This window comes from Acidovorax sp. KPB24-03, assembly GCF_057546605.1.
Map to the genome: position 1 here is coordinate 1 of NZ_BAAJYR010000019.1, position 22991 is coordinate 22991.

At 56.0% G+C, this 22991-nt stretch carries 19 protein-coding genes, 1 tRNA gene, 2 pseudogenes and 1 other annotated feature; of the genes and pseudogenes, 13 read left to right on the forward strand and 9 right to left on the reverse strand.

Annotated features, from left to right (window positions below; translation table 11 throughout):
* Positions 1-771: methyl-accepting chemotaxis protein (locus AC27KI_RS04970; RefSeq protein WP_487112832.1), on the reverse strand; the 771-nt coding region annotated here is incomplete at its 3' end.
* Between the two features lie 184 nt (positions 772-955).
* On the opposite strand from AC27KI_RS04970, the gene AC27KI_RS04975 reads away from it, so the two are divergent.
* The 7 genes and pseudogenes from AC27KI_RS04975 to AC27KI_RS05005 all read left to right on the forward strand — a co-directional run bounded on the left by AC27KI_RS04975 (position 956) and on the right by AC27KI_RS05005 (position 6167).
* Positions 956-1624, forward strand: coding sequence for a site-2 protease family protein (locus tag AC27KI_RS04975; RefSeq protein WP_272565547.1), 669 nt, complete (start codon positions 956-958; stop codon positions 1622-1624).
* Between the two features lie 86 nt (positions 1625-1710).
* Positions 1711-3015 carry a tryptophan--tRNA ligase gene (locus AC27KI_RS04980; protein ID WP_487112834.1) on the forward strand — a complete coding sequence of 435 codons (1305 nt, stop codon included), beginning with the start codon at positions 1711-1713 and terminating at the stop codon, positions 3013-3015.
* 39 nt (positions 3016-3054) lie between these two features.
* Positions 3055-3624, forward strand: coding sequence for an RNA 2'-phosphotransferase (locus AC27KI_RS04985; protein ID WP_487112836.1), 570 nt, complete (start codon positions 3055-3057; stop codon positions 3622-3624).
* Between the two features lie 182 nt (positions 3625-3806).
* Positions 3807-3980, forward strand: a pseudogene (locus AC27KI_RS04990) (transposase); the annotation flags it as partial.
* A gap of 28 nt (positions 3981-4008) precedes the next feature.
* Positions 4009-4365 (forward strand): ABC transporter transmembrane domain-containing protein, encoded by a 357-nt coding sequence (locus AC27KI_RS04995; protein WP_487112838.1) that lies wholly within the window; start codon positions 4009-4011, stop codon positions 4363-4365.
* Between the two features lie 9 nt (positions 4366-4374).
* Positions 4375-5547 carry a cyclic peptide export ABC transporter gene (locus tag AC27KI_RS05000; RefSeq protein WP_487112840.1) on the forward strand — a complete coding sequence of 391 codons (1173 nt, stop codon included), beginning with the start codon at positions 4375-4377 and terminating at the stop codon, positions 5545-5547.
* Between the two features lie 236 nt (positions 5548-5783).
* Positions 5784-6167: a hypothetical protein gene (locus AC27KI_RS05005; protein ID WP_487112842.1), complete on the forward strand. Its 384-nt coding sequence runs from the start codon at positions 5784-5786 to the stop codon at positions 6165-6167.
* Between the two features lie 260 nt (positions 6168-6427).
* On the opposite strand, the gene AC27KI_RS05010 is transcribed toward AC27KI_RS05005, so the two are convergent.
* From AC27KI_RS05010 to AC27KI_RS05030, 5 genes are all read right to left on the reverse strand, one after another.
* The gene (locus tag AC27KI_RS05010; protein WP_487112844.1) at positions 6428-7162 is read right to left on the reverse strand and encodes a hypothetical protein; all 735 of its coding nucleotides are present in this window, start codon (positions 7160-7162) and stop codon (positions 6428-6430) included.
* 165 nt (positions 7163-7327) lie between these two features.
* Positions 7328-8305: a hypothetical protein gene (locus AC27KI_RS05015; RefSeq protein ID WP_487112846.1), complete on the reverse strand. Its 978-nt coding sequence runs from the start codon at positions 8303-8305 to the stop codon at positions 7328-7330.
* Entirely contained in the window at positions 8292-9155 is an 864-nt protein-coding gene (locus tag AC27KI_RS05020; RefSeq protein WP_487112848.1) for a sensor histidine kinase, read from the reverse strand. The genes AC27KI_RS05015 and AC27KI_RS05020 overlap by 14 nt, the downstream gene beginning before the upstream one ends.
* Positions 9109-10611, reverse strand: a complete 1503-nt coding sequence (locus tag AC27KI_RS05025) for an ATP-binding protein (RefSeq protein ID WP_487112850.1) — start codon at positions 10609-10611, stop codon at positions 9109-9111. The genes AC27KI_RS05020 and AC27KI_RS05025 overlap by 47 nt, the downstream gene beginning before the upstream one ends.
* On the reverse strand, positions 10604-12274 hold the full coding sequence (locus tag AC27KI_RS05030) for an HsdM family class I SAM-dependent methyltransferase (RefSeq protein ID WP_487112852.1): 1671 nt from the start codon (positions 12272-12274) through the stop codon (positions 10604-10606). Before AC27KI_RS05030 ends, AC27KI_RS05025 begins: the two co-directional genes overlap by 8 nt.
* A gap of 732 nt (positions 12275-13006) precedes the next feature.
* Here AC27KI_RS05030 and AC27KI_RS05035 point away from each other — a divergent pair.
* Positions 13007-14206 (forward strand): annotated as a pseudogene (locus AC27KI_RS05035) (IS3 family transposase).
* Positions 13274-13390 (forward strand) — a sequence feature (AL1L pseudoknot). Its footprint overlaps the pseudogene before it by 117 nt.
* 504 nt (positions 14207-14710) lie before the next feature.
* Here AC27KI_RS05035 and AC27KI_RS05040 read toward each other — a convergent pair.
* Positions 14711-16603 carry a site-specific integrase gene (locus AC27KI_RS05040; RefSeq protein WP_487112854.1) on the reverse strand — a complete coding sequence of 631 codons (1893 nt, stop codon included), beginning with the start codon at positions 16601-16603 and terminating at the stop codon, positions 14711-14713.
* 85 nt (positions 16604-16688) lie between these two features.
* A tRNA-Ser gene (locus AC27KI_RS05045) sits at positions 16689-16778 on the reverse strand.
* Positions 16779-17626: 848 nt separating this feature from the next.
* On the opposite strand from AC27KI_RS05045, the gene AC27KI_RS05050 reads away from it, so the two are divergent.
* Positions 17627-17959 carry a YegP family protein gene (locus tag AC27KI_RS05050; protein WP_487112856.1) on the forward strand — a complete coding sequence of 111 codons (333 nt, stop codon included), beginning with the start codon at positions 17627-17629 and terminating at the stop codon, positions 17957-17959.
* Positions 17960-18459: 500 nt separating this feature from the next.
* On the opposite strand, the gene AC27KI_RS05055 is transcribed toward AC27KI_RS05050, so the two are convergent.
* Positions 18460-18828, reverse strand: a complete 369-nt coding sequence (locus tag AC27KI_RS05055) for a DUF2513 domain-containing protein (protein ID WP_487112858.1) — start codon at positions 18826-18828, stop codon at positions 18460-18462.
* A 244-nt stretch (positions 18829-19072) separates the two neighbouring features.
* On the opposite strand from AC27KI_RS05055, the gene AC27KI_RS05060 reads away from it, so the two are divergent.
* The 4 genes from AC27KI_RS05060 to AC27KI_RS05075 all read left to right on the forward strand — a co-directional run bounded on the left by AC27KI_RS05060 (position 19073) and on the right by AC27KI_RS05075 (position 22304).
* On the forward strand, positions 19073-19876 hold the full coding sequence (locus AC27KI_RS05060; protein WP_487112860.1) for a hypothetical protein: 804 nt from the start codon (positions 19073-19075) through the stop codon (positions 19874-19876).
* Positions 19877-19966: 90 nt separating this feature from the next.
* The gene (locus AC27KI_RS05065; protein ID WP_487112862.1) at positions 19967-20458 is read left to right on the forward strand and encodes a helix-turn-helix transcriptional regulator; all 492 of its coding nucleotides are present in this window, start codon (positions 19967-19969) and stop codon (positions 20456-20458) included.
* Between the two features lie 103 nt (positions 20459-20561).
* Positions 20562-20822: a hypothetical protein gene (locus AC27KI_RS05070; RefSeq protein ID WP_487112864.1), complete on the forward strand. Its 261-nt coding sequence runs from the start codon at positions 20562-20564 to the stop codon at positions 20820-20822.
* Between the two features lie 138 nt (positions 20823-20960).
* The gene (locus AC27KI_RS05075) at positions 20961-22304 is read left to right on the forward strand and encodes an AAA family ATPase (protein WP_487112866.1); all 1344 of its coding nucleotides are present in this window, start codon (positions 20961-20963) and stop codon (positions 22302-22304) included.
* Positions 22305-22991 lie beyond the last annotated feature (687 nt).

The window sequence follows — 22991 nt, forward strand, 5'->3', positions numbered from 1 at the left end:
GTTGGTCTGGAAGGCGATGCCCTCGATCACCTGGATGATGTCCACGATCTTGTGCGAGCTGCCACTGATGGCCTGCATGGTCTGCACCACCTCGCCCACCACCGCCCCGCCGCGCTCGGCCGTGGCGGACGCGGCCACGGCCAGGCCGCTGGCAGAGCGCGCCCGGTCGGCGTTCTGGCGCACGGTGGAGGTGAGCTGCGCCATGCTCGCGGCCGTCTCGGTCAGGGAGGACACCTGCTCCTGCGTGCGGCGCGACAGATCGGAATTGCCCGAATCGATGTCGCCCGCGCACAGCGTGATCGCATCGGTGGACTGCTTGATGCGCGAGACCAGCTCGGTCAAGGTGTCTTCCATCGTGCCCAACGCCCCGAGCAGCCGCCCGAAATCGCCCTGCAGGTCGGAGCTGAACTCCTTGCTCAGGTCGCCCGCCGCCACGGTTTCGGCGATGACGATGGCCTGGGCCAGGGGGCTCACGATGCCCTGGCGCAGCAGCAGGAACGCGGCAATGGCCACCGCGAACACCAGCCCGCCCAGCACCAGCAGCCACACCCGCACGTCGTCCAGTTGCCCCTGCGCCGCCTGAACGGCCTGCACCAGCGGCATTCGCTGCGCGTCGGCCAGGCCGCCCGCCAGTTGCAACGCCGCGCGGTGCGACGCCTGCGCCCGCCCGATGTCGGTGAGCCCCACGACCACCAGCAGTGCCATCAGCGCCGCGAGCGCCCCGAACGCCAGCACCAGCCGCGTACCAATCTTCAGCCTGTCCAAGCCCATGATCGACTGTCTCCTATGCCTGTTGTATGTCGTTATCGCAGGCAGCCACCGGCGCCCGGCGGTGTGCACAGGCTACGTTTTGCAACATGCCGTGCCATGCTATCAACGATCGCGCCGGGCGCCCTCCGTAGTTGCGCTTATGCCGCGGGAAAGGCCCCATGCCGGCGTCTGAGACAATCGCCCGGTGGACTTCTCCAACCTCATCCAAACCGTTCTCATCTACGCACTGCCGGTGCTCTTCGCCATCACGGTGCACGAAGCCGCCCACGGCTACGCCGCGCGCCACTTCGGCGACCAGACCGCGTTCATGATGGGCCGCATCACGCTCAACCCGCTCAAGCACATCGACCCGGTCGGCACCATCCTCATGCCGCTGCTGCTGTACTTCGCCACGTCGGGGGCATTTCTGTTCGGCTACGCCAAGCCGGTGCCGGTGAATTTCGGCAACCTGCGCAACCCCAAGCGCGACATGATCTGGGTCGCGCTGGCGGGGCCGGCCTCCAATTTCTTCCAGGCCATCCTGTGGGCGGTGTTCCTCATCGCGCTGGTCGGCTTCGGCGTGCAGGAGCGCTTTTTCCTGGAGATGGCGCGCGCCGGCATGCTGGTCAACCTCGTCATGTGGGCCTTCAACCTGTTCCCGCTGCCGCCGCTGGACGGCGGGCGCATCCTGGTCGGCCTGCTGCCCTGGAAGCAGGCGCAAATGGTGTCGCGCATCGAGCCCTACGGCTTCTTCATCGTGCTGGCCCTGGTCGTGGCTGGCGTGGTGGGTGCGGTCTGGCTGCGCCCGCTCATGTCGCTGGGCTACTCGGCCATCAACCTGCTGCTGACGCCCCTGATGGCGATGCTGCGCTGATCGGCACCCGCATCTGAACGTTGCGGTGTCGACGGGCCCGCAGCTGCGGTTCTCTTGTCCTTTGTTTTTCTGCGGATCTTGCTTTCATGACCACCACGCGCTTTCTCACCGGCATCACCACCACGGGCACGCCGCACCTGGGCAACTTCGTCGGGTCCATCCGCCCCTCCGTCGCGGCCAGCCTGCAGCCCGGCGTGCAGAGCTTTTACTTTCTGGCCGACTACCACGCGCTCATCAAGTGCGAAGACCCGGTGCGCATCCAGCGGTCCACGCTGGAGATCGCGGCCAGCTGGCTCGCCGCCGGGCTGAACCCTGAGCACGTCACCTTCTACCGCCAGTCCGACATTCCGGAAATCCCCGAACTCAACTGGCTGCTGAGCTGCGTGACCGGCAAGGGCGTGCTCAATCGTGCCCATGCCTACAAGGCGTCGCAGGACAAGAACACCGCGGCCGGCCGCGAGGCCGATGACGGCGTGACCGCCGGCCTGTTCATGTACCCCGTGCTCATGGGCGCCGACATTCTGCTGTTCAAGGCCCACAAGGTGCCCGTGGGCCGCGACCAGGTGCAGCACATCGAGATGGCGCGCGACATGGCGGCCAGCTTCAACCACCTGTACGGCGAGCGCTTCGTGCTGCCCGAGGCCGCCATCGACGAGCACGTGGCCACCCTGCCCGGCCTCGACGGCCGCAAGATGAGCAAGAGCTACGACAACACCATCCCGCTGTTCTCGTCACGCGAACAGCTGCGCAAGCTCATCGGCGGCATCCTCACCGACTCGCGCGCGCCCGGCGAACCCAAGGACACCGAGGGCTCGGCCCTGTTCCAGATCTACCAGGCCTTTGCCACCGAAGCGGAAACCGCCGCGCTGCGCCGGCAATACGCCGAAGGCATCGCCTGGGGCGACGCCAAGCAGGTGCTGTTCGAACGCGTGGACCAGGTCATCGCCCCCATGCGCGCGCGCTACGAAGCGCTGATGGCCGACCCCTCGCAGATCGAGGACACCCTGCTGGCCGGCGCCGAACGCGCACGCGCCATCGCCACGCCGTTCATGCGCGACCTGCGCGGGGCCGTGGGGCTGCGCAGCCTGCGCACCGCCGCGGTGGCGGCGCCCGCACAGGCCAAGCCCGCCAAAGCGGCGCTGCCGACGTTCAAGCAGTACCGCGAAGCGGACGGCAAGTTCTACTTCAAGCTGGTCGCGGTGGATGGCCGGGTGCTGCTGCAAAGCACCGGCTTCGATGCGCCGCGCGATGCGGGGCAGGCCATTGCACGGCTGCAGAAGGAAGCGGGCGCACTGCAGGCGCTGGCAACCTGCCTGGTGCCGCAGCAGGGGGGCGACTACCGCGAAGTGGACGAGGCCCTGCAGGCACTGATCGCCGCAGCGGCGGAGTGACGGGTCGCCAGACCGGGTAAACAGCCCAAGGCGTTTTACATGAGCACCCAGCCACTCGCCGAAACCAGCAAGTTTCTCAGCCACGTTCTGCGCCATGAGCCCCAATCCATCGGGCTGACCCTGGATCGCGAGGGCTGGGCCCCCATCGACACATTGATCGCGGCGGCGGCCCAGCACGGTCGTGCGCTGGACCGTGCATTGATCGAGCAGGTCGTCGTGACCAGCGACAAAAAGCGGTTTTCGATTTCGGAAGATGGCTCCCGTATCCGCGCGGTGCAAGGGCACTCCACCCCCACCGTGTCGATCCGCATGGAGGAAAAGACGCCGCCCGCTGTTCTGTACCACGGCACTGCGACCCGGTTTCTGGAGTCGATCCGCCAGCAAGGATTGCTGCCGGGTTCGCGGCACCACGTGCACCTTTCAGAGGATGCGCAGACGGCGGCCAGCGTGGGGCAGCGATACGGGCAGCCCGTGGTGCTGTCCATCGCAGCGGCCACCATGCACGGCCAAGGGCACCGGTTCTACCAAGCCGAGAATGGCGTCTGGCTCACGGCGAATGTGCCGGCCGATTTCATTGACTTCGAGCCGGCGAACCGCGGCGAACGCTGATCAGCATGGCGCATCGGCAAAGCGCATCCCCACGCACTCTTGCTGGTGCACGAGCCCACGCGCAACCAGCAAATCCAGGCACAGCTGGAGGCCCTGATGTGCCCGGTTTAACCAATACCGTTTTAACTAGAGCGTGTTGTGAACTTTCTCAGTGAGAGCAAAGCCGTGATGAGAGTTTGCAGATGCCCCGCGAGCCGTACCCAACGGACATCAGCGATGAAGAATGGAGCTTCGCGGCACCCTATCTGACCCTGATGGACAGGCACGCTTCCCAGCGAGAGCACGATCTGCGGGAAGTCTTCAATGCCCTGCGCTGGCTGTTACGCGCGGGACCGCCCTGGCAGATGCAGCCCCATGGTCCCGCCGCCCTGGGAAGTGGGCGCGATGCTATGGATCTACCTGGGTCTGTATGGCGTGGCCTTGCTGGGCCGGGGACTGTCGGATATGGGGACTAACCGCGTGGGGCAGCGAGTCGTGGCCCAGTTGCGCAAGGGTCTGGCCGAGGACATCCTGCAAACGCCCCTGGAAGCCCTCGAGCGCTTTGGCAATCATCGCCTGCTGCCTGTGCTCACGCAGGATGTAGAGATCGTAAGTCACTTTGCTTTCACGCTGTCTGCCACTTTGATCTCTGGCGCAGTAACGATGGGCTGCCTTCTTTATCTGGCCGTGCTCTCGCCGGCGCTGTTCGGGCTGATGCTGGCCGCTCTGGTGGTCGGCACCGTGGTTCAGGTCCTGGCGTAGGCGCGCGGCATGCGTGGGTTCTGGTCGGCGCGGACGCAGGAAGAACAACTGCATCGGAACTACCGCACGCTGAGCGATGGAGCCAAGGAGTTGCGGCTGCACTGGGAACGGCGGATTCGACTGATGGGGCAGATCACGGCGACCGTCGAGGCGATCCGCTCGGTCAATGGCAGGGCTGTCAGCATCTATGTGCTGGCAAAGGCATTTGGAGCGGCGATTTTCTTTCTGTTGATCGCGTTGGTTCTCGCATGGGGTGCTTGGCAGGAGATGGAGCCTGAGGTGCTCAGTGCATTTGTGTTGATACTGCTCTTTCTCAAAGGGCCGATCGACCAGATCGCGACGGGGTTGCCGACTTTCGGGCGGGCGCGGGTGGCGCTGCAGCGGATCGAGGAACTGCGGGTGCATTTTGCGCAAGGCGGGGTGAAGAGCAAAACCTTGGAGCAAAGCACCACCGCGCCTATCGCGATGGAGCGCATCGAATTACGTGGCGTGACTTATCGATTTCCGGTGCAGAAGCAAGAGCATGCGATCTTTGCCCTGGGGCCGCTCGATCTTGAACTGCGCAAGGGCGAGATGGTCTTTATCGTAGGAGACAACGGCGCTGGCAAGACAACGCTGGTCAAGTTGCTCCTGGGCCTGTACGCACCCACGGACGGGGAGATCTTGCTCGATGGCCAACGGATCACACTCGAGACGCAAGGGAGCTATCGGGAGCTGTTCAGCACGGTGCTGTCCGACTTCTATCTTTTCGATGACTTGGTGGCACGGGGGCGGAATGCCGCGTCACTGGCCTCTCAGGCGGAGCGCCATCTCGATCGGCTGGGACTTGGGCCCAAGGTGTTAGTCCAAGACGGGCGGTTGAGCACGCTCGATCTTTCAACAGGGCAACGCAAGCGCTTGGCACTGCTGCATGCTTATCTCGAGTGCCGACCGGTCATCGTGCTGGACGAGTGGGCGGCGGATCAGGATCCTGGTTTCCGGGAGCTTTTCTACACCGAACTGTTGCCCGAGCTGCGGGAGCGCGGGCACCTGTTGGTGGTGATCAGCCATGACGAACGGCATTTTGCGATGGCGGATCGCGTGTTGCGGATGCATGAGGGGCGGCTAGTGGAGGATCTTTGCGCCCGGCCTACCGGTGCAGCGCATAAAGCGTGTCTGCGCGTGCCGAAGGCGACGGCATAAAAAACTCATGTGCGTGTGGCGCAGTCCATCGTGGCACAACCCGCGATGGAGTTCAGGTGTGACGTGTCTAAATTGATGCGACGTTGCCGACAGAGCTCGTTCTGGAATCTCACGGTGCCACACGTGATGTGTGAGACGCGCTTCAACACCTTCGAGCTACGCGGCCTGATCAGATTCTTGCCGTCGGTTGGTACAGCGCCGACACTGGCCTTGTGCAGTTCAGCGACGAACCCAGTATGGCAGCCCTGTGGCCATTCGACGCAGAGCAGGAAGGGCAAGTCGGAACATCCGTCAGTCGGTGGCTTTTCATTGACCCGGACCAATCCAGACTGCGCGGTGTATTGGTTAGCTACGTGCAGACACCGGAATGCTCGGTCTTTCTGTTCGAGATCGAGCGCCGCAAGGTCTCTCGGACAACCGAGGGCGGGCAGAAGTACGCCGATGAAGAGTCGTTCTGCGGATTGATTGTCGTGGCACCAGCGTTGACCAGCCCGGGTGATTGGATTCCCAAGGTCTTTGATGGAATTAGGCGACAGCGCGGGGTCATGGAACGCGTGCTCAGCTACTGCCCGGGCACCCGAGCTCGAGACTACCGGCGATCAACGTCCAGCACTGATTAGGTCGCAGGGCATTCCACAGTGATCAACGCGCTAAACAAAGTAGGTATCGATATTCCCAAACCCCAAAAGTCAGTAGGCGTGCAAGCCATTGATCAGCCCGGAGCCAATGTGGCCTCAGCTTAAGCGCATCACGGCAGTGCGAATGCCATCGATCCCAGCATGTTTCTTGGCAACGTTTAAATTAAATTATACGATTTCAAGACCGCCGGGATTGCTGGCGTAATGTTCTTGTTTTTTATATTGTGTGATGTCGCTCGTGGTTAAATTAAATGTGGCCAGAGGTCTTGGCATTCGTTGTCCCTTTTAGGGGTCTTATCCCACCACGATGCAATTTTTTCAATATATGGTCGCCAATAAGCTTGTTGGGAATCTTTCAACAAACGTATGTATGTTGGTTCATCTCTGAGTTGCTGCCAACATTGCCCGGAGAAATTGGAGAGAACGAAATCTAGGGATAGTATTGCATTCATGGGGGGAAAGGCAAGCCTAGGTGCTGGAAGCAGTAGCATCCCGCCCAGATTATCTGCAAATGGCTTCATTGCGTGACCACCATGCTGAAAATGATAGCGAGGGTGGGCCTCGGTAAGCACATCTTCAGCCGGATTATCTCCAGAAATGTGACGATCAAAGTGCCATGAACAAACGTTCCCTTTGGAGGCTGTCTCAATCTTTAAGTTTAGTATTAGTTTTTTGATTTCTGCGCTTCCGTCAGATAAGCATTCGCCAGCAATATCTAAATCAATTATTATGTTCAGCCATTCTCCACAGCTTGTTGGGAGAGAGTTTTGAGGCATTTTGACTTGTAGTGTAAGTTCCGTGATTTCGTACTCCCATCGGTTTCCCTTTGAGTCACGACTTACTTGATTTGCTGCTGAGTATAAAGGTGACGCGTCGGATATAACGTCAGTCCTCTTCTCGCTCAAAACTTGATGGAGGTTTAGGAGCTCCTTTGATAGCCTTTTTCTTACCTCGGACGGAGCCACTCTCTTGCTCATTTTTTCATTTCCTCCTTGAGTGATGCAAATCGTTCGCGATCTGATGTATGAATTCTCCCCCAGGACTCCTTATTTTCTCGATTAAGCGCTGCGTCAATAGACACAAAGATCGCATCTTGCCAGTTTTTTTTCGAAGAAATGGAAATCCTGAAGCCGTCCATGGGATCAAGTGGCTTGCCTGTAGCTGCGCAAAGAGTAAAAAAATTTCTCGCTGTATTCAGCCTTGATGGGTTTGGCTGCAACAAGCTGGAGTTTCTGTGAGCTATTAATGAAAGCTACGCGCTCTGAGGCGCCGATTCGCCTCAAACTTGGGCGCTTATCGCCTTGCGAGGCCCACCAATCCTCTACTTGACTCCACCACCAACGACGCCAGCCTGAGGCAAAGGGCCCAGAGTACATTGCGTTGGCGAGTATTTCGTCTCTGAGCTTTATCCAAGAATCACCAGAAGCCTCTATATCAACTCCGAGCCGCGCAGCTAACAAACGCTCATCCACCAAAAAACCGGGATGCAACAATAGCTGTGAGATGATTATTCTTGCTGAATAATGAACCGCTGTTGTTTCTAAAGACGAAGCGAGCTCATCTGTGAACTCTAGATATATTCCTTCAGAAGATCCTTGAGAAATTTTCAGTAGTTCGTGAGGCTTGAGTCGCTTGGTTTTTGCCTCACTTAAGCATGAGTAGCCATTCACCAATGCGCACATTTCTTGGCCCACCCGTCGAGGCTCATTGGCAATTTGCAAATCTTTGCCGTAAACAGCATCAAAGAGATCGTGAGATGTGTCCTCACCCGTGTACGAATTCTTGAATTTTGTGGCAATAGACCAAAGAACAATCGGAAATGATGCCGGTGCAGTTCCTTCTGCCATTCGTGTACGCAGTTCCTGTGCGATTGTGGGGCCACGATAAGGAACTTTATTCCCTGCGCTATCTGCCTCCATATCGAGTCGGAGGTCAAGCAGAACCCCAAACTTTCCTGGATGCTGATTTGCTGCTTTAAGAATTAGGTCAAGCTGTTCTCCGACCTCTGTTGGTGTTCTTCGCTCAAACTTCGGACCATCTTTTTCACTGATTGATTTCAGTAAGGTGTCTACCGTGCTGTCGCGTTGGTCGTCAATACACAGAAAATTAATATCGTTCATCTCCAACTTCCTCGTCAGTGGCCTCAGGTATATCTATCCTGAAGCAAGTGGAAAAACCTTCTGGTGGTTGGACTATATATATATCACCATTCGCAGATGTGACTATATCGTAGACAATCTTTAGCCCAAGCCCAGTGCCTACTAACTGCTCAGAGTCGGGGGAGAGCGCACTTGGAGGTGCGCTTGTCGTGAAAAAAGCATCAAAGACCTTCTCGGCATTGTCGTCGGGGATGCCATCCCCGTTGTCTGAAAATTCCAAGTACAAATGACCTTCGTTACGTCCTCCGACGATGTGGATCCTTCCTCTCGTTTGGGCCCTTTGAATGGCTTTAAGAGAGTTTGTGAAAAGATTTAGAAGAATCGATGACCATTCGGATTTATGCATGGGTTTTGTAAACAAATCATACCCATTAAAATCGTAGGTGAGCTGAATATTCTGACGATCGAGGGAAGGTTTTACTACTTCCGAGAACTCCCTAACTAGGTCACGTAATTCATGTGCGGAGAGACTTCGGTGCGCATTCTGTGTAATAGCATTGTCAAAATAACGGACATAGCTCTGCAGTAGGAGGACATTATCCTTAACGTCAGAGATAACGTCTTTCGACAAAGAGTTTGACTCGAGCAATTCCATGCCAACCTTTAATGCGGCCAGTGCATGGCGAACCTCATGAGTGAACTCTCCGATTGTTAAACCCAGGCTTGCTAGAACTCGAAGCATTCCATTTTCTTCGAGGATGTTTTGAGATTTTTCACCTAATAACTCAACTTGTTTGGCCAGTTCTTCGAAGTTATTTGTCTGCTCAGTCCCGGGAATTAATGCCTGTGGTTGTTTTTTTTTCTGATTCACTCTCCTGCGCCGCAGCAGCTCGGAGTTGAGCTGCAACCTGATCTGCTAGATCTTTAGGATTTGGAGCCGGGGGCGGTGTGATGTCACCTGAGGGCTTTTTATCTGAAGAGTAGATCTTCTTGTTTCGTTTTTGAGCAACCTCAATGACACCGGTAACTAATGAGCGGTGTATGAAGTCCTGCAGTTGATGAAAGGCCTCATTCTCAAGCAGCCCCTCTCTGCTGGCCGTTTCCTCAAAATTCTCGCCAACCACGTCATTGATTTCTACAAATCCAAGGAAGTTTGAATTGTGATGAGGGGGGAGTAGTTCTCTGACGGCACTAGATTGCTGAAGTCCCAGCCAATCGTCAAATGGTTCGCCATAAGGCAAGACGCGAAAACCATTTCTATATACTCTCACACCCCCTTGGCGACGGAGCACTTTCTGAACATATGTCTTCGTGCCCGATGGCAATTCATCCTGTATGAAATAATGAGCACTGTATCTAACTCCAGACAGAAGTGGATATGATGTCAACTCCTGGTCATTTCTTGGGCGAGTTTTTTGATCGAATGGTAGCCTTTTCCCTTTGATGTTTATCCCATATCTTTCAGAGGTGATGTCGATGTAAGGTACCCCTTTGCTGTCGACATAGCCGGTGAACTTTGCGAATGAGTTTCTGTATATAGAAGCCTCTTCGCCAGCAACGGTAGTGACTGTTCCGTTTTGCGAACGGAGGAATGTTGCTTTGAAGCCAGGGTCAATACCCTTTGAGCGCTCATCTTTTTTGTTGAGTGGGTATGGCTGAATCAGTTCGGAAATATATCTGTAAGTGCGTTGGATTTGGGCTTCCGTCCATGGGTCTCGAAGATTTCTGATAACCAAGGCGGTGCCAGCCTTCTCCATTTTGGGCTTAGCCTCTATCTGACTTGATATAAGATGAAGATCTTTGCCACGTTCAAACTGATCCCAGTCAATATTTAGCTCTAGCGAGTACTCTTCGGATTCGCGCTGGGTCTTAATTGTGAGTTTTCTTCCTAAACGCTGGGTTGCGAATCTACCAATTCCTTTTCTACCTGCCTTCTGGCGTTGAAATTTCGAGGAGATCGGTGATAAAAACTTGTCCTGGGTAGAAATGCGCATGAAGCCGTCTAATAGTTGACCTCGTGACATTCCATGGCCGTCATCGATGATTTCAAGTTCGCCTCCTCTTATCAAGGAGTCCTTGAATGTTAGGTAAACGGTTACTGCGTCGGCGTCATACGCATTCTTTACTAGCTCAGCGACTGCGGTTTCCTGCTTTGAAACAAGTTCTATGCCCAGTCGTGAAATATGGCTAGCATCAACGGAAAATCGAACTGTATCGGAGTCGTGTTTCGCCATTTCTGTGGCGAGAGATAGAATTTTATTGATATCCGTTTCGGTCTCTCCTAAAGCTTGGGAGAGTTGGTCTTTCAGAGTTTTTAATTCACTCATAATTTTTCCTCATGCTTTCTCGCATTCTACGAATGCGGGCTGTCGTTAGGCCAGATTTCAGCGTGCTCAATGATTTACGGAATTCGTTGGAATTCTCAAACATAAATTCATCAGCATATTCTGTGGCGGAATCGAATTTTCGATTTCTCACGAGGCGGTCTAACGCGTCAAATGCGGCGTTAATATCTTTCTTTGAGCGGCTCGGTAAATATAGGGGGAGTTTCCCAGCGTCGCCTGGTTCAAGTTTCAGTGCGCCAGAACCCCGTCCGTGGCCTACTAGTTCCGCCGAAAGTTGTGTGTATGTGGTGAAGAATGAAATAACAACCAATTTCAGATCTGCATCACTTAATTCAGGGAAATGTATTCTGTAGAGTGAGTTTGTGCAGTTCGCGTTTGTTTCATTCAACACGAGTCTTGGCCCGAAGTCAGTCATGAACACCATGAATGCATCGGGTGTTTCGGCGTCAAGAAATTGGTGCCATTTTTCTCGTCGATTGAATGTCGAGTTTTTGTCTCTTTTTTCAATGGGGTAAGAGTTTAGATAAGAGAGTAGACTGCTTGCCCTTGGTTCCCTAGGCGGGTTTAGTGCAAGACAAGGGGCGTCCATGTTTTCGTGTGCGACAGCGTCCAGCTCTGTTAGCCTTATCCCGTGTATCCAAAGGCTTCTCGGGGCAATATATTTCAAGTGCCTCTTCTCTATATCGAGATTGCGCCATTCACTCGGAGATTTGATAAAGAATTTTTTATCTCCTGCAACTACGCCTATTCGAATAGTAGCGATGTCGCCAAGTTTTTTTACACCTGGGATGGTATTCAGATTATCTAAAGCGTCGACCGCAGTCTGAGGTAGCATTCCCGTGCCTGCTTGGGATGATGCGGGTGCTGTTGGAGCTTTATCAAGCTTCCAATAGGTCTGGATGAACGCCCCTAACTCTTCGATGTCGGCTAAGCAGTAGCGGACTGTTTCGCTCTTAATCGAGTTTGTTTTGTAGCCTTCAGCCAAAAGTATGATTGTCAGTTCTTCAGTGCCTTCGCTTACGAAAAGGCGCTTGGTTAATGTGATGGCCGTAACGGCGGAAAATTTTGCTTCGATTTGAGTTTGAATTTGTCGGGAATAGTGCGCTGTTAGATAGCTTCCAGGAAGGACGAAGGCAATTCGCCCTCCTTCTTTAAGGAAAGATAGGCTATGGAGCAAAAAATATGACCATAGGCTGGCCCTACCGTTTAGGGGTATTTTATTGATTGCTTTCCAACGCTCGACTGATTCCTTTTGTTTGGAGTCAATATTGTCGTGCCTGATATATGGGGGATTGCCCATGACGAAATCAATATCTTCGCATGTGCCTTTCCCGGGTGTAAGTCTAAGGAAATCTGTTTGGAAGAAATGAGTTGAGTTGACGCCTCGGCCAAGCCTCTTCTCTAAGTATTCGAATGCCAGTGGATCTATGTCACTTCCAAAGATGTTATCGTTGGGGGATTCCTGCCCCTTTTTTCTAAGCTCTTCAAGCGCGGCTTCAAGAAAAGTGCAGCCTCCAAAGCATGGCTCTAATACCTTATCCGTCTTTGCTCTGATTCCCCACTCACACAATAGGCGTGTGACTTCAATCGGTGTGTAGTACGCACCAATTTTTCTTCTGTGTGAGATGTGATGAGGATCCGGCATGTTTGATGTCGGAGGTTGGGCTGTGATTGCCGAATTAGCGTTCGACATAGACTTATTTATTCTTCTTCACTGTTTCGCTTTGGCTAGTCTTGCATTTCCGTAGGCATATATCACCAGTTGCGACCACAAGAACAACCTCTACGCTGTCGCCCTCCTCAAGACTCAGTGTTCGAAGCAGGTTCTGGTCAAGAGTAATTCTTCTGAGCTTCTGAATGGTTGTCGTCCCAAATGAGACTTCTTGAAGGGTATTTTGAGACATTTTGTGCACACAAAAGAGTGTTTAGACAGACTCAATAAAGTATCGAATGAGTATCGAAAAGCTCTCTATTATTGTCGGTTTATCTAGTATTTTATAGTACTTGCATCTGACTTTTGCAGCCCAGGCAGACCCTTGGTTAGCCACAAGATGACGGTTTGAATCGCGCCTCCTTTATGGGCTGCAGGGGCTAGCTGAAGCGCGAGGTTCCCAGCGTCATCGGTTCGGCCGGAATCCAATATTCCTGTCCTCGGAAGCTCAACATGGTGCCGCCTGCGCGAGGCTGTGCGGCTGAACCGGCACAGACCGTCTTTGCGTCCGCTGCCGATAGGTGGTGGAAGTACCGCAAGGCCAGCGGTGCCCAATGCTTCGCTACTCGGTCCGCATTTGACCTGCCCCCTCACAGCCGTACCAATCGAATGGAAGTGTGAAGCGCCCCGGGTTTCGAGGAGGCTCCAACACTGGAGAATGGAGCCATGAAGAAGTCCCCGAAGTTTTCTCCTGAAGTCCGTGCGCGTGGTGCAGGAGCACCGGGCGGAGTACCCATCGCAGTGGGCTGCCATCGAGTCGATCGCCGAGAAGATTGGCTGTGTGCCGCAGACGCTGCACACCTGGGTGCGTCAGCAAGAAGTTGATACCGGCCAACGTGACGACGTCTCGACAGCAGATGCCCAGCGCATCAAAGACCTGGAGCGATAGAACCGCGAGCTGCGCAAGGCCAACGAGATCCTGAAGCTGGCCAGCGCGTTTTTCGCCCAGGCGGAGCTCGCCCGCCGCATCAAATCCTGAAAGCCTTCGTCGACCAGCACCGCAAGCAGTTTGGGGTCGAGTCGATCTGGCGTGTCTTGCAGATCGCCCCATCCGCGTACTGGCTTCATGCCGCGCGGCAGCGGCAACCATCCTTGCGCTCGCTTCGCGCCCAGCGCGATGCAGTCCTGGTGCCACAGGTTCAACGTGTGTGGCAAGCCAACCTGCGGGTCTATGGCGCAGACAAGGTCTGGCTGCAGCTCAATCGGGAGGGCGGCACCGTAGCGCGCTGTACCGTCGAGCGGCTGATGCGCCTGCAAGGCCTACAGGGCGTACGCCGAGGCAAGGCCCAGCGCACCACCATCGCTTATCCCAAGGCGCCATGCCCGATTGATCGGGTCAATCGGCAGTTCACGGCTGATCGACCCAATCAGCTGTGGGTCTCGGACTTCACCTACGTCTCAACCTGGCAGAGCTGGGTCTATGTGGCCTTCGTCATCGACGTGTTTAGCCGCCGCATCGTGGGTTGGCGCCAGAGCAGTTTCATGCACACCGACTTCGTGCTCGATGCGCTAGAGCAGGCCTTGTACGACCGCAGACCCTCAGAGGATGATGGTGTGATTCACCACTCCGACAGGGGCTCGCAATATCTGTCGATTCGCTACAGCGAGCGACTGGCTGAGGCGGGGATCGAGCCGTCAGTGGGCTCTAAGGGGGACAGCTATGACAACGCCCTGGCCGAGACCATCAACGGCTTATACAAAGCCGAGATCATCCACCGACGTGGGCCATGGAAGACCAAGCAGGCTGTCGAACTGGCCACGCTGGAATGGGTCTCTTGGTTCAACCACTATCGATTGATGGGGCCGCTTGGCAATGTCCCGCCTGCTGAGTTCGAGGCAAACTACCATCAACAACGCGCTGGTTAGGCCGCGACCGTCTGACTTAAACGAACTGGCCTCCGCGACACCCGGGGCGCTTCATGCCCGTATGGCGAGCCTCAGCCCATGTTGCCAATTTACATCGAGGTGTGACCGTGTTATCGACTGCCAGTCGAGCGCGAAAGTCAGATTGAACGGCTGGTCCTGCAACAGTAGCTGCCAAGCGGACCGCAATCACTGAATGACGGGAAATGCATCAGTTTTTCGTTCCGGCGCCCCCCAGGCCTTCCGTTCGGAAGACGCGAGCTGCCACGGAACAGGCATCTGCGCCGCAGCTATCGCCACGTCCGCTAATTTCTGAGCTCGCGATCGTCTTTTTTACCGCTCACTTGGAAACGCTAGCAGCGAACGGCCTCTTCTCAGCTTTGGCAGAGCTCGGGCAGGACATCGGTATTGATATGCATCCCTTCGCTAATAGGCATTGCGCCCATCAAGCACTCGACAGAGGACGCTTCAAAGTGCCATCGGCGCGCGCGATGGCTCCCAGCCGCTTCACCTCTGCCCAGTTCGGAATGTCGATACCAAGTCCATCTTCTCAAGGTACGGCAGCACCTCGGCAAACGGGAAAGCCGGCCCCTGATCGGTCTCGTTGTAGTTGGAGTCCTTCATGTCCCCCGTGGAGTGACCCAGCAGTTGCTTTTGCAGGTTCGAATCCAGCATGGTGTTCTTGAGGCACTGGTGGAAGTTGGACCGCAGCGAATGGGGAACTTTTCGGCGCAACTCGTAGAAGCCCGCCTGCTGGATCAACGCCTTCATGAATCGGGCGGGCTTGCGTCCGAACATCATCTTGTCGTCCCACCGCAGCCCAATGAACAGAGGGCCTGACCGACGCGAGTAGCTCCGGACAAGCTCGACAAAGTCCATGAAGCCACGTTCGATCAATTTCGGGTGGATCGGCACCACCCGACGCGAAGCCTTGTTCTTGACCCGGCGGTACTCTTCGCTGGTTCTCGCCAGCACCACCTTCTGACCACGTGCCTTCTTCTGCGGCTGGTTGTCGAGTTCGTCTTCGTCGTTCGCATCATCGGAAATGAACGACATGCAATGCACCCCACCGATGGTGATGATGTCATCGGTATGAAGACCGGAGCTTTCAGAGACCCGGGCGCCTTGGTACAGGCAAATCTGCGGCACCCAGTAACACCAGGGGGCGAACATGGCCCCGTTGAGGAAGGCTGGCTGCTCAAACATCGCCTTCAGTTCGACGTCGGAGAGGGCCACCGCCCCCTTTTTCTTGGGCGATTGCTTCTCTGCCTTGATCAGGTTGGCGCTGGCGGCCTGAACCGACAGCTTCATTTCCGAAAGCACTTCGGGTTTGATCCATTCCTTCAGGCTGGCATAGGTGATGAAGGGGGCCACGTGGACAAGTTTCTTCTCCACGCTGGTGAGGCTGGGCCATTTCGCCTTGGTCTCGATGCCTTGCCAGATGCGTTCGTGTGCCTCGGTATTTTTCGTATTGCTCCCCTGGTTGGGGGGCAGACGTCTGAGCCCTTGGAAATAGGCTTCGATGTGGCTGCGGGTCAGCCGGTGCATCTCGATGTCGAGCATCCCGGGCTGGATCGTCCCATCCTTGTGCGTGAAATCTCGCCGCGTGTCACCCACGATTTCCCGGAACACGCGGAAGGACGCCTCATAGGAAAAGCGCCAGGAGTGATCCGAGAATTTGGTGCCGCCGTTGATGCGCCAGTCTTCGATGGCGTCGGACAGCCAGCGCCTTTTTTCTGGTGGGATGACTTCTTGATGCGGTGCAGGCGCGACTGCTGGAATCGGCGATGCGACCGACTGAATTGTCATGGGCACCACAGAAATGGCTGCAGCGGTAGCCTCTGACATGGGCGGATGTACCGGGGATCGATGCACGCGTCCCACGATCTGCTCAATCATCCGATCGAAGCAGCGTTGCATCAGGATGATCGTCTCGACGCTCGCGGATGGGGAATGGTCGATGCGAATCTTGCCGTTCTCGTAGAAGAGCGCGAAGGATTCGTCAGGTTTCTCGTCAAGTTTGAGCATGGGAACTCCAGAGCCGTACTTGACAAAGAAGTCTAGGCACATTTCTCGAGATTTGGCGACCGCGAGGCTCTTTAGGGCCACCTTAGTTGACCGTCTCAGCTCGCGGGGCAGTTCGGGATGGCGGGCTCGAATGTGCTCGGGCACGACCAGGCGCATGTACCAGATGCCGTTGGCGCCCTTGGAAAGATGGGCGGCACCGAGACGAGGCGTCCAGCCCGAATAGCCGGTGGCTGACGCGTCAGAGTCACTGCGCGCCGCTTTCGGGCTGCAAGTGGCGGCTCCGACCGTTGAGGAAACAGGCTCGGAAGCAAGCGCATCGGAGCCCGGCTGAGTTGTCGATGGCGGAGATGCAGAACACGTGTAGTTGGACATGGAAGTTGGATGTTTTGGACAAACAACTTCGAAGTCATGCCACGCAAAGAAAAAAGCCCTTGATAAACAAGGGCTTAGTTCATTTTGGCGGAGAGGGTGGGATTCGAACCCACGGTAGTGTTGCCACTACGCCTGATTTCGAGTCAGGTACATTCGACCACTCTGCCACCTCTCCTGTGTGTCGAAGCCCGCGAGTATAGCAACATTTGCAGCGATACCAGCGCTTCTCCCATCCTTTCACACGAAATGCGGCCATCTGCCGTGGGGCCAGTGCGCGCCGTCTGGTGGAGCTGAGAACCTCACCCAGGGCAGCGGGATGGGTAACGTGGCGGGTAGGAGAGGCAACCGGATGAAGCGGCGGCAGCGCGTCCGCGCCAGTCCACACATAGCCGACAGAGAAGACAGGCCCAAGCCGCTGAGTACCGGGCGATGGGTAAGCCTATGGGCCAAGCCACAAATCGGCCTATACACACCCATCCACATAACGGCCCCAGCTTATCCACAAAGTTATGCACAGTACACTACCGGTAGTGTCTTGCTCATCCGTAACACACCATATATAGTGGTCACTGGCTGTGCATACAGCCCTAGAGAAAGGCCGCCGAGAGTTCCAGCTCTCGGCGAACCTAGCAGACCACCGACACCGGCGAAATCTGCTCCTGAACTCACGTCCATGGAAACGTTGAGCATAGCGGAATCAATTTGATTGCGCTTTAGAGGGTTCTACGTACCGGGGAACTTGCTGTACCGAAAGGATAAATATGACAGCAGGAAAGAAGCCCGGTACGAGTACCGGCAACAGTGGCGGCATCTTCCAAGAAGTGGGGCCCCGTGGAGGGCTGCGTGACAACTTCGCGGCAGTGCCTGACCGTAAGCCCTTGCCTCCAACTACGACTTCTGGCAGCACATGGAAGCCTGTAAGCCGTACGCCGAATAGCAAGCGGTGACGTAGCCCGGTGAGGGCAGTCGCAGGTCTCCTAAAGGGTGCCCTCACCTCATCAATGCTCAACTAAGGAACACCAGATGTCTGGAATTTTTCATCTCAAGCGCAGCGGTACGCAGTACATGTTCAATCTCAAGTCCTCCGGGAATGGCGAGGTTGTCCTGACCAGTGAACGCTATACCACCAAGCAGAACGCCGAAGCAGGCATCGCGTCCGTGAAGGCCAATGCGCCATACGATGCGCGCTATCAGAAGCTCACTGCCAGTAACGGCAGCCCCTACTTCACGCTGACCGCCACGAATGGTCAAGTGATCGGGACTAGCGAGTTGTACTCGTCCACCACCGCGCGCGATAACGGGATCACCTGGGTGAAGACCAATGCCCCATCTGCACCTACCGCCGATCTGACGTAAGAGGCACTCCTGAGCGCGGCTCATCCGCTGCGCTCAGGCACTGCTGTGCCCCGTAAGTAGATTGCAGGGTAGGAATAGTGACTGACATCAGACGCAGCGAAGTTGTGCCGACCACCCGTCACACCGCGAAGCCGACGAGGCTACTCAGGCGCTCCACTACCGTTGCTTGAGCTTGCTAGCGTAGGCTCGCAGCTCGGTCTTGGCTGTCGGAAGAGGCTTGAGACCTCGCAGCTGTATCTCATGGGACTGGGTTCCATCCGGATAGCAAACGATGATCGTGTCATCGTCTACGAAATCGTACTCTCCAAAGTACTGAACACCCTCGTAGGTTGCGTCGAATGAAAGCATGGCTACATGAACAGAAGGTGATAGGGGCTAGGTAAGTAGCGACAGCCAGACCTCGCGACGGCGCATCTCAGCATGAGCTGTAGATAGATTGCAGGGTAGGGCCAGAGAACAACGCAAGCGCCGTAGGTAGCTCCAGCGCGAACAACCCGACCTCAACTGAGCAGGCCCTCGATGATCCTCTTGCCCGCCATGATCACGAGATCAAAGGTCATATCCACGCCGCTCGATTTGAATTTGTCCTGAATCTTGCCCCAAACCGTATCGCTGCGAATGGTGTCAAGGAGCTCATGGCCTGAGTTGGTGAGCCGCCGAGCAAGTGCAGAGATGATTCTCCCATCACCGCTAGAAGATTCCAAGATGTTGGCGGTGATGTAACCCGCCTCCTTAAGGAGCCTCATGTTGTAGGCAACCTCTTGCTCATCAAAGGGCGCAAGTTTGTCGGCATTGACAACAGTATTGGGGGTTGCCGATTCCTCCAACTCAAGAAGAATGGCTCGGATGATTGTCCAGTCTCGTTTCACTCAATACCTTCCATGGCGGGGGGCAGGGTTGCGACCGAGCCAGCAAACTCGGCGTGGCAATCAGTGTACCTAGGCCAGATGCAGCCACCTCAACTGTGCGGCAAGACAGAGGCACCTACGACCTCCATGCGCTGATCCTCGGGATGGCAGCGTAGCCAGTCCTGCACCTCTCCCCCTCGCGCTACCCATCTCGCCGCCTCATATGCTCTCATGAGGATCAACTACCCAGACAACTGAGCGAACTATGGAAAATGAAAATTCCTACGAAGAATACAACCTGTATCCGGAAGGGGGGTATGACGATCCTAGTAGGGACGAGGAATTAGATTATGTTGACGACCGCTTCCTCAAGCTGGAGGCCCTTGTCAAGGCATATGGAAGCAATCCCGACAAATCCCTATTATCTTCAGAAAATACCAGGTTTCTAGCATTGTGGCTACATCGATGGATAATGCACAATAGCCATGCCCGGAGAGTAAATAAGCTCGTGGAGAATGGCATCCTCGCGTATGTTTATGGGGCTCACACACCCCGCGAAACCCGCAAGCTCCAAAGGAAAGCATCGCACGATATTGCGGCCGCTGCAAGATTACTCAATCAACGCCTTGCGGCGACCTCCTTTTTCACGAACTTGGGACCCGTGCTGGAGGATGCTTATAACGCCATAGCAAAGGAGGCAGAGGAGTGCCCGGATGACGCCAAACACGTTGAGGTGAGGGATTTTATGGATAGATTCAACAAACCTGCCTGGGAGTCGGTGCAAGCGAATATTTCCGCTTACTTAATGCTAATTAACGAGGTTGCAAACAAAGCGAGCAAGGACCTTAGCCCGGGAAATGCAAAAATGGGGCAACCTCCCAAGACAGAGCGCGACGCGTTATTTTTTCAGTGGCAGAAAAGAATAGCCTCTGATTTAAGCATGTCCCTCGATGACTCATTGCATTTCGCAAGCAAGAGCTGGGGAATTTACTTTCCGAACGAAGAGATCAAGGAGGATGCTGCAGAAAAGATCATCAAAACGCAGCGTGCTCGCGCAAAGGGAAAGTAGTACCCCTCATCTCAACCAACTAAGTTCCCTTCCGAGAATTCGACAGCTTCAGTTCAATGCGGGTTCGTCCAACTACGAATCTGCATCAACATGAAGCAATTTTTATTCTCGCTCGGATCATCCGCTCCGACACTCGCAGCGATGCCTCGCCTGGAGGGTTCGCAAGATCGCGCCGACTCAAGGCAGGTCGGTGCAATCGGAGCACGGCCACACTGCCGCTTGCCTGAAGTAGCTCGCGGCACTGGCGCGGCAAACCTGCCAATCAATCCCTATCGCGCTCCACAGCGCAAGAAAAAGACTATCCGCCTGCGCGAACTGCAGACCCTGGTGCCATTCCCGGCATCCACCCTGCGCCGCATGACGCGAAACGGCATCTTCGTGAAAGCTGCACGTGGATCAGCTCCCGCCCGGAAATGGAACCGAGCCGCTGTCGAACAGTGGCTCGCTGGCCCGCAACTGGAGGTGAGCTGGCCCGCCACCGATGCCCATGGGACGGCTCACGACCCCGACCCTGAAATCCGCCGCCACATGCGGGCAATCCTCAACGGCTCTGCCGAGCCCATGGGACGCGCACGCGCCTGATATCCCCACCCTCAGAAAACCACTCGGCCATGGAGCGGCCGAGTCGCGTGCATGGCCGCCCTCTAAACGTGCGGCGGCCTGAACGTCCCCCAAGGAGTCAACCATGACCAATCAAGACCAACTAAACCTCGCCATGCAGACTGTCTGCCTAATCCAGCAAAACCAGATGCTCAAGCAGCAGAACGCCATCCTCCGCGATCTCATGGATCGCGTGGACTCGGTCGGCGATCTCCTCTGGCGGATGGATCGTCGTCACGCAATCCCCGCCTCTCCGGTCGATCAGGCCGGGATGCGCAAGCGGGCGACGAAGAAACGCCATCTGGCCTACCAGAAGGCGATCTCTCGCAAACGCCAGGGCAAGTAGGCATGGCCTAAAGCAGTAGAGGGCGCTCCGGCGTCCGTTGTATCCACATGAAGCAGGGGGCGCACAGAGGGCTATCGCATGCCCGGTCCGCGCTCTCCTACGCATGTTGCAAGCACCCCATATGTATAGGTATCTGAAATGAATACGAACCTGAAAGCCCATCGCGAATACCCCGAAGAAGCTCAGATCATGGCTGTCGCCATCGAGGGACAGCACAATCTGCGCAACGAACTGGAGGCCGACAATCTGGCCGCCGAGCACTCGTCCGCTCTCAATGACAGCAACTACGTGGCGACACCGGTGGTGGCCCAACCTCTGGACCTCTCTGCCGAGCCACATACCACTCACAACGAGCAGGCCGAACCCTCCGACACGCAAGGCCTGGAGGCTAACGTTGAGCCGAGCAAGAGCGATGTAGCCAACGAAACTAGCAATGTGGTACGACTGCCCGAACAGGCGCGGGAATTTGGGTTGCTCACCCGCGCCGACGTGCAAAGCGAGCCCTCTGCAATCCCGCTCATCCATGGGCTGATCAGCAAGGGACAACTCACCATGATCGCGGGGCCGTCAGGTTGCGGTAAATCCGTGCTCCAGTTGCACTTGGGTGCGGCCTTGCTCAACGCTCCAGAGGTATTCGGCTACGCTATTCCGAAACGCGCTCGCTTTCTGTACGTCAATCTGGAAGGTGACCTCAAGCACCGGCTGGAGGCCATCGAGCAACACCATCCAGGGTGGTCGTTCCCTGCACCGGAAGCAATTTTCCTGACGAGGCCATGGCGCTTGAATGACTGGGATTCCGTAGAGGGCCTTGCGCATCACGTCCAGCAAGCTGGCGGCGTGGATGTGATCTTCATCGATACCTTGAACCGTGCTATTCCGGGAAGTGATGAAAACCTGTCCACCGACATGGGAGTAGTGATCAAAAACTCTAACCGGCTCATTGAATTGACAGGTGCAGCAGTGGTCTTGACCCACCATACCGGGAAGGCCAAAGAAAGGGGTCCACGTGGGCATTCCAGCCTCTATGCAGCCCTCGACACCTGCATCATGGTGGCTCAGGCAGAGTCAGGATTGCGCACCATTGAACTGATCAAGACACGCCAGGGGGCGGGTGGCGACATGCGCTATTTCTCTATTGAGAACATCGCCTTGGGTGAGGATGACTACGGCCTGCCCATCGTCGGCCCTGCGCTCATGGAAGTGGAGGGCTCACCCGAGGTGGAGAAGGCTGCGACAGCACCTGCGCTGACGCCACAGCAGAAAGAAGCCCTGGTCGCACTGTCGCAGCATCTGCAAAACGGCAGCGATGGTGAACCGCTCGAAGGGATCAGTCGTGACGAAGCGCTAGAGGTAGTCAAGACTGCATTCAGTGCGGTCTCCTCCAAGCACCGCTCGACCCGGGCGCGGGAAGCGATTGATGCGCTGATCGAAGCCGGTCGATTGCTGCAAAACGACAGCGGCATGCTGACCATTGGCTCCTAGTCACCCGCCTGTTGCCCGCCCCGCCTAGCTTCATTAAGTGCGGGCGTGTAAAGGCTACGCGGCAAACCTGTGGTCAAGTTTGACTTGGAGTAGCAGCGCCACTCGAAACGGCTGCAAAGCCGGGATGTGAGTGATCAATGCTCTCGCGAAAAGCTAAAGCAATTCGCTATCAGCGAAAAAATTTGACAACAACCCATCAACCCGACTACACTGCAACTGCGGTTACGGAGATATAGGTCTCGTAGCACTGGGAGCTTCGGCTCCGCGGGGGTGTCAAAGCCCCTACCCAATCCCAGACCAGACGGACGGACGCAGCCTCACCGCTACGACTCTCCGGCAGGGAGGGGATAGCCGAGTCCGACGAGAGCCGGACTCGGGTAACTGGTTCGGGGGGAAAAGCGCGGTTTTCTCCAGGTTGTCGCTAATCACGAGCGTACGAGAGGCATCAGGCTAATGCGGGATGGTTCCGCAGAGGTTGTTGGTGTCGCAACGTGAAAGGCGCTATATGGCAACTAATGAAACCGCAAAACCGTGTCCGTCGACTGAGCGGAAGAAGTCGAAAGTCGTGATCTTTAAGAAGATTTTCGACTTTGCAGCATTCCTCTATCGGGTGTTTAACTTGGTAGATTGGTGCTGGAGCTGGATCAAGGACCACTGGCAAGTGATCTGCGACCGGTTTGACGATCT